Here is a 13,236-nt window from a genome sequence, read left to right as displayed (position 1 = left end):
ACTTAAGAAGGTAGGTGTTACATGTCCGAGCTTAATGAAAAATTAGCCACAGCCTGGGAAGGTTTTGCGAAAGGTGACTGGCAGAAAGAAGTCAACGTACGTGACTTTATCCAGAAAAACTACACCCCGTACGAAGGCGATGAGTCCTTCCTGGCTGGCGCTACTGACGCGACCACCAAACTGTGGGACAAAGTCATGGAAGGCGTTAAACTGGAAAACCGTACCCACGCGCCAGTTGATTTTGACACCTCCGTTGCATCAACCATCACTTCTCACGACGCTGGTTACATCAATAAGTCGTTAGAGAAAATTGTTGGTCTGCAGACTGAAGCTCCGCTGAAACGCGCAATCATTCCGTTCGGCGGCATCAAAATGGTTGAAGGTTCCTGCAAAGCGTACAACCGCGAACTGGATCCGCAACTTAAAAAAATCTTCACCGAATACCGTAAAACCCATAACCAGGGTGTATTCGATGTTTATACCAAAGACATTCTGAACTGCCGTAAATCCGGTGTTCTGACTGGCCTGCCGGATGCTTACGGCCGCGGTCGTATTATCGGTGACTACCGTCGCGTTGCGCTGTACGGTATCGACTACCTGATGAAAGACAAATACGCACAGTTCCAGTCTCTGCAGTCTGATCTGGAAAATGGCGTAAACCTGGAAGCGACTATCCGTCTGCGTGAAGAAATTGCTGAACAGCATCGCGCACTGGGTCAGATCAAAGAGATGGCAGCGAAATACGGTTGCGATATCTCTGGTCCGGCTACCAACGCCCAGGAAGCAATCCAGTGGACCTACTTCGGATACCTGGCCGCTGTTAAGTCTCAAAACGGCGCTGCAATGTCCTTCGGTCGCGTATCCACCTTCCTGGACGTATACATCGAACGTGACCTGAAAGCAGGCAAAATCACTGAGCAAGACGCTCAGGAAATGATTGACCACCTGGTCATGAAACTGCGTATGGTTCGCTTCCTGCGTACCCCAGAATATGATGAACTGTTCTCTGGCGACCCGATTTGGGCAACTGAATCTATCGGTGGTATGGGCGTTGATGGCCGTACGCTGGTTTCCAAAAACAGCTTCCGTTTCCTGAACACCCTGTACACCATGGGCCCGTCTCCGGAACCGAACATCACCGTTCTGTGGTCTGAAAAACTGCCGCTGAACTTCAAAAAATTCGCTGCGAAAGTTTCCATCGATACCTCTTCTCTGCAGTACGAGAACGATGATCTGATGCGTCCGGATTTCAACAACGACGACTACGCTATTGCATGTTGTGTAAGCCCGATGGTTGTGGGTAAACAAATGCAGTTCTTCGGTGCTCGCGCTAACCTGGCGAAAACCATGCTGTATGCAATCAACGGCGGCGTTGATGAAAAACTGAAAATGCAGGTAGGTCCGAAATCTGAACCTATCAAAGGCGACGTTCTGAAGTTCGACGAAGTGATGGATCGTATGGATCACTTCATGGATTGGCTGGCTAAACAGTACGTCACCGCGCTGAACGTCATCCACTACATGCACGACAAATACAGCTACGAAGCTTCACTGATGGCGCTGCACGATCGTGACGTTATCCGTACCATGGCTTGCGGTATCGCTGGCCTGTCCGTAGCGGCTGACTCCCTGTCTGCTATCAAATACGCGAAAGTTAAACCTATTCGTGACGAAGACGGTCTGGCTATCGACTTCGAAATCGAAGGCGAATATCCGCAGTTTGGTAACAACGACGCTCGCGTTGATGATATGGCGGTTGACCTGGTTGAACGTTTCATGAAGAAAATTCAGAAACTGACCACTTACCGCAACGCTATCCCGACCCAGTCTGTTCTGACCATCACATCTAACGTTGTGTACGGTAAGAAAACAGGTAACACCCCGGATGGCCGTCGCGCTGGTGCTCCGTTCGGACCAGGTGCTAACCCGATGCACGGCCGTGACCAGAAAGGTGCTGTTGCCTCTCTGACTTCCGTTGCTAAACTGCCGTTCGCTTACGCTAAAGATGGTATCTCTTACACCTTCTCTATCGTGCCGAACGCGCTGGGTAAAGACGACGAAGTACGTAAAACCAACCTGGCGGGTCTGATGGATGGTTACTTCCATCACGAAGCGTCCATCGAAGGTGGTCAGCACCTGAACGTGAACGTCATGAACCGCGAAATGCTGCTCGACGCGATGGAAAACCCGGAGAAATATCCGCAGCTGACCATCCGTGTTTCTGGTTATGCCGTACGCTTTAACTCCCTGACTAAAGAACAGCAGCAGGATGTTATCACTCGTACTTTCACTCAGACCATGTAATGGTATTGACTGAAACTACGCAGTAAAAAGCGTATAGTAAAGGCTCCACGACTGTGGGGCCTTTTTAACACCTGAAGTGTGCTTCGTCAGCCATCTATACTTGCTGGATGTCTGCCAAAACAGACTTAGCGCAGAAGGAATTAAACTGCGCAGACACAGGCCCCGGATGGGCCACATCTGGAGAAAACACCGCAATGTCAGTTATTGGTCGCATCCACTCCTTTGAATCCTGCGGCACGGTCGACGGCCCGGGCATCCGTTTTATTACCTTCTTCCAGGGCTGCCTGATGCGCTGCCTGTATTGCCACAACCGCGATACATGGGATACACACGGTGGCAAAGAGATCACCGTTGAAGAACTGATGAAAGATGTCGTTACCTATCGGCACTTTATGAACGCCTCCGGCGGCGGCGTTACGGCATCCGGTGGGGAAGCAATCTTGCAGGCAGAATTCGTTCGCGACTGGTTTCGTGCCTGTAAAAAAGAGGGCATCCACACCTGCCTCGATACTAACGGCTTTGTGCGCCGTTACGATCCGGTGATCGATGAATTGCTGGAAGTTACTGATTTGGTGATGCTCGATCTCAAGCAAATGAACGATGAGATCCACCAGAATCTGGTCGGCGTATCCAATCACCGGACCCTTGAATTTGCCCAGTATTTATCGAAGAAAAATATCAACGTATGGATCCGTTACGTCGTTGTGCCTGGCTGGTCTGATGATGACGATTCCGCACATCGCCTTGGTGAATTCACCCGCGATATGGGTAACGTTGAGAAAATCGAACTCCTTCCCTATCACGAGCTGGGTAAGCATAAATGGGTGGCGATGGGTGAAGAGTATAAGCTGGACGGTATTCACCCGCCGAAGAAAGAGACCATGGAGCGCGTAAAAGGTATCCTGGAGCAGTACGGTCACAAAGTGATGTACTGAGCCGTCCCTGGGACAAAAAAGCCACAACACTCAGTTGTGGCTTTTTTATTTATCAAGCGGCGAATATCAGGCATGCGCCACAGGCGTTGGATGATGCCCGGGTTTGCGCATCAGCATCACCAGATAGATAAACGACACACCCGCGATCATGATAAACAGCAAGCTATCCGAGTAGCTTTGCATCAGCATTGCGGTCAACGTCGGACCAAGCAAGCTACCAATGGTGTAACTCAGTAGCAGCGCCTGGTTCATTGCCACCAGCTGGTGGTGTTCCACTTTCTCACAGGCCCACGCCATCGCCACCGGATAAAGGGTAAAGCCTGCCGTCCCGAGCACAAAAAGCGCTGGAGCCATGGCTGCATTGCTCAACATCGCAAAACAACCCACGATCACGACAAACACCTGCACACGCAGCACCAGCAGGCGACCAAAACGATCTGCCAGCCGACCAACCGGCCACTGCCCTACAATACCGGCACTGACCATCAGCGCCATCCAGAAACCAATCCCCGAATCGCTAATCCCCTGATGCGAAAGATAGAGCGGCATCAAGCCGTACAGCGAACCAAGGATAATCCCGGAGATAATACAGCCATTCACACCGAGGCGAGCATGGCGCAGACGCAACATCGGCCATACCGAGGTCGGAGCCTGTTCTTCGTTCTGCTGGTTGACAATGCGGGTAAACAGCAGCGGCAGGATCGCCGCCAACACCAGCGCAGTCGTCCACGGCAGTACGCTCATCAGATCTGTCGGCAACTTACTGACCATTATCTGGCCAAGCACCGTGCCAACGTAGTAAACCATCATGTAAGCTGCCAACAGACGGCCACGATTGCGCGATGTGCCGCTGCACATCAGGGCGCTTTCCACGACCACCCAAATCATCGCGCAGCCTACACCCGCGACAAAGCGCCAAACCATCCAGCTCCAGAAGCCAATCATTAGCCCCAGGCCAACACAGCCTGCGGCAAAGATCAGTGAAGCAAGATAATAACTGCGGTTAAAACCCAGACGGCGAATTAAACGCCCGGTCAGTAACGTACCCAGCAAGTTGCCAGTGAAATAGGAAGAACCCACCATCCCAACCTGCCAGGTCGGTAAGTTTTCGTGGGCGAGCCAGAGCGGCACGAGCGTATTTAGCGTCGCGATCGCCAGCGTCAACAGCATTAAGCCACAGAGCAATAGCAGCACTGGCCGGGTATAGATGGACATGGATAAAAACCGTGAGGAAGTTCAGTTTGCGTGCGCATCATGCCACCGGTAAGAACATTGTCAATCCACGGATTTTGGACGCTGACACGTTTTGCACCACGACGATTCGTAAAACTTATCCAGCATTGGGCTTAACAAATAACGATGCGATTCACACTATTGAAAATAAAAGAATAGTTTTGCAATCAGGCAGAATTATCGGTCGAAAAAATTCATGATGAATGCCGGAATAAAATGGCTGAAACAGGCGCCGTAAAAATTATTATCCTCCACAGCAGGCTGCATTGTTCTCATCCGTGAAGGGCCTGCCAAAAAATGAGAAGAAGCTTCTGCCAGTTCTGTGAACGTTAAACCCGAACCTGCTGCTGAACCACTCGCAGGAGGAGTTTTTAAATAGACAAAAAAAGCGCCCGCAGGCGCTTTCAGAATTAACATTCACTACAGGCAAATGATCAGCCGATGAACTCAAGGCCGTTCATGTACGGACGCAGTACTTCAGGCACTTCAATTCGACCATCAGCCTGCTGATAGTTTTCCATTACCGCCACCAGCGTACGACCGACTGCCAGACCGGAACCATTCAGCGTATGAACCAGACGGGTTTTCTTGTCGGACTTGCTACGGCAGCGCGCCTGCATACGACGAGCCTGGAAATCCCACACGTTAGAGCAGGAAGAGATTTCGCGGTAGGTGTCCTGCGCCGGTACCCACACTTCCAGATCGTAGGTTTTGCACGCACTGAAGCCCATATCACCCGAGCACAGCAGCACTTTACGATAAGGAAGCCCCAGCAGCTGCAACACTTTCTCAGCGTGGCCAGTCATCTCTTCCAGCGCCGCCATAGAATCTTCCGGGCGAACGATCTGCACCATTTCAACTTTATCGAACTGATGCATACGGATCAGACCACGCGTATCACGTCCATAAGATCCCGCTTCTGAACGGAAACATGGCGTGTGGGCAGTCATTTTGATCGGCAGATCATCTTCATCAATGATCTCATCACGCACCAGGTTCGTCAGCGGAACTTCGGCAGTCGGGATCAACGCGTAATTGCTGCTGTCCGCTTCTTCTTCCAGCGGACGGGTGTGGAACAAATCACCCGCGAATTTTGGTAACTGACCGGTGCCGTACAGCGTATCCTGGTTGACCAGATACGGAACATAGTTCTCTGCGTAGCCGTGCTGTTCGGTGTGCAAATCCAGCATGAACTGCGCCAGCGCACGGTGCATACGCGCAATCTGCCCTTTCATCACCACAAAGCGAGAGCCAGTAAGTTTCACCGCTGCGGCGAAATCCAGCCCGCTGTGCATCTCACCCAGCGTCACGTGATCGCGAATATCGAAATCGAACTTGCGCGGCGTACCCCAACGGCTGACCTCAACGTTGTCGTTTTCGTCACGGCCGACTGGAACACAATCGTCTGGCAGGTTAGGGATTGTCAGCGCGATGTCGCGGATCTCCGCCAACAGGGTTTCCAGCTCCGCTTTAGCCGCGTCCAGCTCTTCACCCAGTTTGTTCACTTCCAGGCGTAAAGGCTCGATATCTTCCCCGCGTGCTTTCGCCTGGCCAATGGATTTCGATCGCGAGTTGCGTTCCGCCTGCAGGTTTTCTGTATTAACTTGCAAGACTTTACGACGCTCTTCTAAAGCGCGTAATTTATCTACATCCAGCTTAAAGCCCCGGCGTGCCAGTTTTTCAGCGACTGCGTCTGGCTCGGTACGCAGCAGATTGGGATCGAGCATGCTTTTCCTGTGCTTATCGAATTGAAATAAAAGAATACGACCGCAGCCTGCGGTCGATGGTGTAAGTCGTAACCTTACCGCAACGCCCGCACTAGCGATAGCGTTTTATAGGGCTTTTATGATCCTGTTCGGTAAGCCAGGTGAGCTTTTCACCAATCTTACCTTCAAGGCCTCTTGTCGAGGGATGATAATAGCGTGTCTGTGCCAGTTCTTGCGGGAAATACTCTTCCCCGGCGGCATAGGCATTGGGTTCGTCATGTGCATAGCGATACTCCTGCCCGTAGCCCATCTCTTTCATCAGTTTTGTCGGCGCATTACGCAGATGAACCGGTACGTCGTAATCGGGGCGATCGCGCGCATCCGCCAGCGCCGCTTTGAAGGCGGTATAAACCGCATTACTTTTCGGCGCACAAGCGAGGTAGACAATCGCCTGCGCGATGGCACGTTCGCCTTCTGCAGGACCAACGCGTGTAAAACAATCCCATGCGGCAATAGCGACCTGCATCGCACGCGGATCGGCGTTACCGACATCTTCAGAGGCAATCGCCAGACAGCGCCGCGCGACATATAAAGGATCGCCACCGGCAGTAATAATTCGCGCATACCAGTAAAGCGCAGCATCCGGCGCACTGCCGCGGACCGATTTGTGCAATGCGGAAATCAAATCGTAAAAACGATCGCCTTTGTTGTCGAAGCGGGCGCTGCGTTCACCAGCAATTTCCGTGAGCAGTTCTGGCTTTAATACACGCTTGCCGGAACTGTCGAGTTCCGCCATATCCGCCATCATCTCAAGCGTATTAAGCGCCCGGCGCGCATCACCGCCAACCAGCTCGGCAATCGCTCGCCGGGTTTCATCCGGCAGAACAATATCCTGCCCGCCGTAACCGCGTGCTTTGTCTTCCATCGCCTGCGTTAAAACCTGCTCGATATCCTCAGTGGTCAGCGATTTAAGCAAATAAACGCGCGCACGAGACAGCAATGCAGAATTGAGTTCAAAAGAGGGGTTTTCCGTCGTCGCGCCAATAAAAGTAATGGTGCCATCTTCAATGTGCGGCAGAAAAGCGTCCTGCTGGCTCTTATTAAAGCGATGAACTTCATCGACGAACAGAATGGTACGGCGCCCGGCATTGCGGTTTTGACGCGCACGCTCAATGGCTTCGCGGATCTCTTTCACCCCGGAGGTCACCGCAGAGATACGTTCCACATCTGCACTGGCATAACGCGCTATCACTTCGGCGAGCGTGGTTTTGCCCGTTCCAGGCGGTCCCCATAGAATCATGGAGTGCAAGTGTCCGGCTTCAATCGCGCGCGGGAGCGGCTTACCCGGCGCAAACAGATGTTGCTGACCAATGTACTGCGCTAAATTTTCTGGCCGCATACGTGCGGCCAGAGGTTGAAACGCATTATCGGAAAAGTCGAGCGACATGTTACTCATGCACGCCTCTTACTTGCGCTGATCGTCAACCGTTACGCCCTTCGGCGGGGTAAAGGTAAATTTAGACGCATCAACGGTGCCGTTTTGCTGCGATTTCAGCTGATAGCTGCTGCGCTGATCGTCCTGCTCAATGGCGCTAAATTGATGGATAGTGCCATCGCGCCCCACGTTGATAGTGAACTGTTTCAGGTTGCCGTTGTTGCCTTTCGGCGTCAGCACAAAATCGTCACCCTTCTGCTCAATATTGTACTGCTGCCAGTCACTTGCCTGATTACGGGCAATCAGCATAAATGGCGTGTTACCCGTGGCGTCTTTCAGCCAGGTCGCTGTTGCCTGCTCAACAAATGGGTTATAGAACCACAGCGTTTTACCATCTGACACCAGAACACTTTCATCCGGCTGGGTCATATGCCAGTTAAACAGGTTCGGGCGTTTCACCCACAGATCGCCCTGGCCTTCTTGCACCGCAGCGCCGCTGCCGTCGGTCACTTTTTGAGTGAAGGTAGCGTGAAAGCTGCTGACTTTATCGAGACGGCTTTTCAGGTCGCTGGAAGCATCAGCCCACACATTGCTGACCAAAAAACTCCCCATTAATGCACAAACCAAAGCGACTTTTTTCATTGCTGTTCCTTAAATACGTCACTCCCGACATGGGAGAATACTTCTGTCACTCTAAGCACCGTGTACCAGGAGCAACAGAAGAAAAGACTGAATTTCTATTGCGTTACATATCCTTGCAATCAGTCAAAGGGCGGCGGAGCCAGCACTTCACGGTTTCCGTTATGCCCCTGTTCGCTGACAATCCCCTGCGCTTCCATCTGCTCAATGATACGCGCTGCGCGGTTATAGCCGATACGGAACTGGCGCTGTACGCCGGAGATAGAAGCTTTACGTTTTTCGGTCACGAAATTAACAGCCTGATCGAATAACGGATCCAGCTCTTCTCCCCCCTCAAAACCGCCACCTGCACCGCCTTCGCTTTCGCTATCCGAGGTAATGCCATCGACATACTGTGGACGCCCGCGCGCTTTCCAGTCCTGCACAACGGCGTGCACTTCCTGGTCGCGAACGAATGCACCATGTACACGCACGGGTGCAGAGGTCGAGTTAGGGCCAGAATAGAGCATATCCCCCATCCCAAGCAGCGATTCTGCACCGCCCTGATCGAGGATGGTACGCGAGTCAATTTTGCTCGAAACGGTAAACGCGATACGTGTCGGGATGTTGGCTTTAATCAGGCCGGTGATGACATCCACTGACGGACGCTGGGTCGCCAGCACCAGGTGAATGCCCGCAGCGCGCGCTTTTTGCGCCAGACGCGCAATCAGCTCTTCCACTTTCTTACCGACGGTCATCATCAAATCGGCGAATTCATCCACCAGAACCACGATATACGGCAGTTTTTCCAGCACCGGATGTTCGACATCCATGCTGTCACCCGGTTTCCAGTAAGGATCCGGGATCGGACGGCCCATCCGCGCTGCTTCAGCGATCTTCTCGTTGTAACCCGCCAGGTTTCGCACTCCGAGCGCCGACATCAGCTTGTAGCGACGCTCCATTTCGTTGACGCTCCAGCGCAAGGCGTTAGCCGCATCTTTCATGTCGGTGACGACTTCGGTAAGCAGATGCGGGATCCCCTCATACACTGATAGCTCGAGCATTTTCGGGTCGATCATGATAAAGCGCACCTCTTCCGGCGTCGCTTTATACAGCATGCTGAGGATCATGGCGTTCACGCCCACCGATTTACCAGAACCCGTCGTACCCGCAACCAACAGGTGCGGCATCTTCGCCAGGTCGGCTATTACCGGATCGCCCGCGATATCTTTACCCAGCACCACAGTCAGCGGTGACGGATTTTCGCGGAATTTCACGCAGTCCAGCACTTCGCGCAGGTAAACGGTTTGTCGTTTCTTATTCGGCAGTTCCAGACCCACGTACGGTTTACCCGGAATAACTTCCACCACACGCACTGCAACAGTCGACAACGAACGCGCCAGGTCGCGGGAGAGGTTCGAAATACGCGCAGCTTTCACGCCCGGGGCGAGATTCAACTCAAAACGGGTGATAACCGGGCCTGGAGAATAATTGACCACATCAGCTTTGATGCGGAAATCCGCCAGCCGCGCTTCCACCAGGCGTGCCATCTGTTCCAGTGCAAACGTATCTACCGGTTCAACTTCCGCTGGCGGCTGCGTCAGCAAATCCAGCGACGGCAGCGGTGTCGTCGGTTTTTGCATCGGGCGGCTGTCGCCATTACGCATGAGCAACGGGTGAATCAGGCTATCTTGCGGCTGTGCAACAGGTTGCTGAACCGGCTGCTGATATTGCTGAGGTTGTGCAACAGGTTGATACGCCGGCTGCTGATACTGCTGCGGTTGTGCAACAGGTTGGTGAGCCGGCTGCTGATAATGCTGCGGCTGTGCAGCAGATTGCTGCGCCGGCTGCTGATACTGTGGCGGCTGTGCAGCAGGTTGATGCGCCGGCTGCTGATAATGCTGCGGCTGTGCAACAGGTTGGTGAGCTGGCTGCTGATAATGCTGTTGCGATTGTTGATGATGATGCGCAAGAGATTCCTGCTCCGGCATTACGCCAGGTGTAAACAGCGGTTCGCCTGGGCCATCATCCACCAGCGCCTTCATTGGTGAGAACGCAAAGTCCTCTGGCATAAACGCCTGAGCCCCGGCAGGTTGCTCACCCGCATACCGCTGCTGCTGCGACGCAGCGAACTGACGCGCGAGTTCCGCCTCTTCGGCGTCTTCTTCACTCGATACAGCATGCTGCGACTGGAATTGCGGCGTCTCATGCTGGAATCCGTTACCGTAGCGATCGTGCTGCGTGGCGGCAAACTGGCGAGCCAGTTCATCCTGTTGCAACATGTCAGCATCGTCTTCGGTGAATTGATCGTTATGATGGCGCGTTTCATCTTCTTCGCGCGCGCGCTCTTCGGCCATCCGCTGAGACGGTAGTTTAATACCATAAGAAGCCAGCTCACGGCGCGTCGGTACACGGACCCGGTTCGGACGCGGAAGCTGCGGGCCAATTCCCTCTTTTACTTGCGGACGCGGTGTACCGCCAGCTGCAAGGCTGAATACCGGACCTGCGGCAGCGGTTGCCGCGGCGACACTACTGGCGGCCTGCTGTACTCCGGCTGCTACTGGTGCAACAGTGGCTTCAACCGGCGGTATAGATGGCATAGTCGGCGCAACGGGTTTCGAAACCGCTTCAATATTTTCGGGCTCAGGAATCGGCTGATACCACGCCGCCAGTTGCTCACGCTCGCGAGCACGCTTCTCCTCTACTTCTTCGAAGTAATAGAGCGGTGGACGAGTCTGTTTGACTTCTTCAACTACAGGTTCAGGCTCAACTACGCGTTCTGGCGCAGGGGAGATCTGCGGCTGTGGCTCAGCCTGCCATGGCAACGGATCGTGTACTGGCTGCGTATAAATATCTTCTTGCGGCTGTGCCGTCACCGGAGCTTCTGGCTCCCATCTATCCTGTGCGACAGGCTGCTGCCACTGTGGTTCTGCGCATTGAGCAGACGGATATGCAGCCTCCTGTGAAACCGACGAGTTTGATACAGGCTGGTAAGAAGCAAGAGAGTTCTGTTCATCTGGAGCTGGATGATATGCAGCGGCCTGCTGTACAGACGGCTGCGCATAAGGCCATTCAATTTCCTGCGGCGCCTGCGCAACCGGATCAACCGGCGCGGCATAAGCCTGCGCAGCGACAGTCGTCGCGGCCGCAGCGGCGGCAACAGGTGCCGTTATACTGCGACCATTGAGCAGCGGATCGTATTCCTGTTCAGATTCAGTTGCGCGATGCCCGGAGAACAACACGTCGTCAGCATCCGCAGGGATGCCGCGAGCGCTATAAGCAATATCGTCTTCATCATCATCCATCCGCTTACCGGAGAACAACGCCTCATCCGTTTTGCGCCCCATCGGATTCGCAAACTTTTCGGCAACGCGTTTTCGCCGCGCCAGTGCGCCACGCAGAATACGGGTACGACGAGATTCACGCGGCGCGTCCATATCACCGTTATCTTCATCATCCTCTTCATACTCTTCGTCATCGACCCAGGTGTCATCACGACGGGTACGATTACTGGCAAAAGTGAGAATGTTAAGGATCACACTGCCGATTTTTTCGGCAATGGTCACCCATGACCACCCGGTGAATAACGTCAAACCGGCGGCCCAGATACAGAGCAGCGCCAGTGTGCCGCCACTGCTACGCAACAAGGGTTGTAACGTGGTACTGAGCAAGCTGCCAATGACGCCGCCGGAGGCAAAATACCAAATATCATCCGCATTAATCGCCGCCAGACCACAAGAAGTGAGTATCAGCGCCAGCGCGCCAATTATGCGCAGCGATACGGCAAAATAGTCAATATAGTCTTCACTGGCCCGATGGCGATAGGCAAACCAGCAGCCGCCGATAATGATCACCGGAATGGTATAAGCCATGATGCCAAAAATGAAAAACAGCGTATCGGCAAGCCATGCGCCAGGCACGCCGCCAAGATTATGGATAGGCTCATGCCAGGCCGTTTGCGACCAACTGGGATCGGACGGGTTAAAGCTGAGAAGCGCTGCCATTAACCAGACGGCAGAAAGTGAAACGAGGATCAGCAACGCCTCCAGGAGTCGACGTCCGCTGCTTAACTTGGTCAGTGTGACTTCTTTGTCTTCGGTGTATTCCTGGCTCAAGACAGGCTCTCCAGGTCCTTGATGCTAAAACGGACAACAGCGCCGGGTCTCCCCGGCACTGTTGCTGTATGGATTAACAGGAGTGTAATCAAAAAACAGCGATTTTGCACCTGTTCCGTATTAGCGCGTCTTAATTACCAGACGATTGCTCTGTTTGACTTCTTCCATTACCACATATGTGCGGGTGTCGTTAACGCCTGGCAGACGCAGCAGGGTTTCCCCTAACAGTTTGCGGTAAGCCGACATATCCGGCACACGCGTCTTCAACAGGTAGTCGAAATCGCCTGAAACCAGATGACACTCTTGAATCTCTTCAAGTTTTTGCACGGCAGCATTGAATTGTTCAAACACATCCGGCGCGCCACGATTCAGAGTAATCTCAACAAATACCAGAAGTGATGCATCCAGATAATGCGGGTTCAGCAGCGCCGTATAGCCCTGAATAAACCCTTGTCTTTCCAGCCTGCGCACACGCTCAAGGCATGGCGTTGGGGAAAGCCCCACTCGTTTAGAAAGCTCGACGTTGGAAATACGCCCATCTTTTTGCAATTCGTTCAGAATGTTACGATCGATGCGGTCGAGATCTTTGCCAGGGCGCTTCTTGCTATCTACCATTATTATTGTCTCTCTGTATTCCTTCCCTACTCCTGTCTTGACCCTGTGCACTTCACTGTTCAGAGTCTTTGCCCGTCGCGCTACGCGGCGCGTAATTAAATTAGCGCGTCACGTAATCCCAGGGGCAGTATTGAGAAGACCGTTGCCGGAGGCAGCTATCGATATCACGAATGGCGTCTGTCCACGCCATACGTAGATTTCGCTAGCCCGGTAAAAATGGCATTTACATGCATGAATTTGGATCACGCGCGAAACACTGCTTTTTTTCTTCCTTT

General features: G+C 53.2%; 9 protein-coding genes. 2 read left to right on the top strand and 7 right to left on the bottom strand.

All coding sequences use genetic code 11. The features are described 5' to 3' along the window. Positions 1–21 precede the first annotated feature (21 nt). Both pflB and pflA read left to right on the top strand, forming a co-directional pair. The gene (gene pflB, locus JKP81_RS20015; RefSeq protein ID WP_200553098.1) at positions 22–2,304 is read left to right on the top strand and encodes a formate C-acetyltransferase; all 2,283 of its coding nucleotides are present in this window, start codon (positions 22–24) and stop codon (positions 2,302–2,304) included. 194 nt (positions 2,305–2,498) lie between these two features. Beyond that, entirely contained in the window at positions 2,499–3,239 is a 741-nt protein-coding gene (gene pflA / locus JKP81_RS20010) for a pyruvate formate lyase 1-activating protein (RefSeq protein WP_020457230.1), read from the top strand. Positions 3,240–3,305: 66 nt separating this feature from the next. On the opposite strand, the gene JKP81_RS20005 is transcribed toward pflA, so the two are convergent. The 7 genes from JKP81_RS20005 to lrp form a co-directional block, all read right to left on the bottom strand. Next, complete coding sequence (locus JKP81_RS20005) at positions 3,306–4,454, bottom strand: MFS transporter (protein WP_200553097.1); 1,149 nt, start codon at positions 4,452–4,454, stop codon at positions 3,306–3,308. 195 nt (positions 4,455–4,649) lie between these two features. Beyond that, positions 4,650–4,889 carry a hypothetical protein gene (locus JKP81_RS20000; protein ID WP_200553096.1) on the bottom strand — a complete coding sequence of 80 codons (240 nt, stop codon included), beginning with the start codon at positions 4,887–4,889 and terminating at the stop codon, positions 4,650–4,652. Between the two features lie 17 nt (positions 4,890–4,906). Beyond that, positions 4,907–6,199 carry a serine--tRNA ligase gene (gene serS, locus JKP81_RS19995; RefSeq protein ID WP_200553095.1) on the bottom strand — a complete coding sequence of 431 codons (1,293 nt, stop codon included), beginning with the start codon at positions 6,197–6,199 and terminating at the stop codon, positions 4,907–4,909. Between the two features lie 91 nt (positions 6,200–6,290). Then, on the bottom strand, positions 6,291–7,634 hold the full coding sequence (gene rarA / locus JKP81_RS19990) for a replication-associated recombination protein RarA (protein ID WP_200553094.1): 1,344 nt from the start codon (positions 7,632–7,634) through the stop codon (positions 6,291–6,293). A gap of 9 nt (positions 7,635–7,643) precedes the next feature. Next, on the bottom strand, positions 7,644–8,255 hold the full coding sequence (gene lolA, locus JKP81_RS19985; protein ID WP_200553093.1) for an outer membrane lipoprotein chaperone LolA: 612 nt from the start codon (positions 8,253–8,255) through the stop codon (positions 7,644–7,646). Positions 8,256–8,374: 119 nt separating this feature from the next. Then, a complete protein-coding gene (ftsK, locus tag JKP81_RS19980; RefSeq protein ID WP_200553092.1) occupies positions 8,375–12,346 on the bottom strand; it encodes a DNA translocase FtsK in 3,972 nt (1,323 codons plus the stop codon). Positions 12,347–12,466: 120 nt separating this feature from the next. Next, positions 12,467–12,961, bottom strand: coding sequence for a leucine-responsive transcriptional regulator Lrp (gene lrp, locus JKP81_RS19975; protein ID WP_000228469.1), 495 nt, complete (start codon positions 12,959–12,961; stop codon positions 12,467–12,469). Between the last annotated feature and the right edge of the window lie 275 nt (positions 12,962–13,236).

Origin of the sequence: Kosakonia sp. LAM2021 (assembly GCF_016620385.1) — a bacterium.
GTDB classification, from domain to species: domain Bacteria; phylum Pseudomonadota; class Gammaproteobacteria; order Enterobacterales; family Enterobacteriaceae; genus Kosakonia; species Kosakonia sacchari.
The sequence above is the reverse complement of the archived record's forward strand: the minus strand, read 5'-3'. Positions and strand labels throughout refer to the sequence as shown.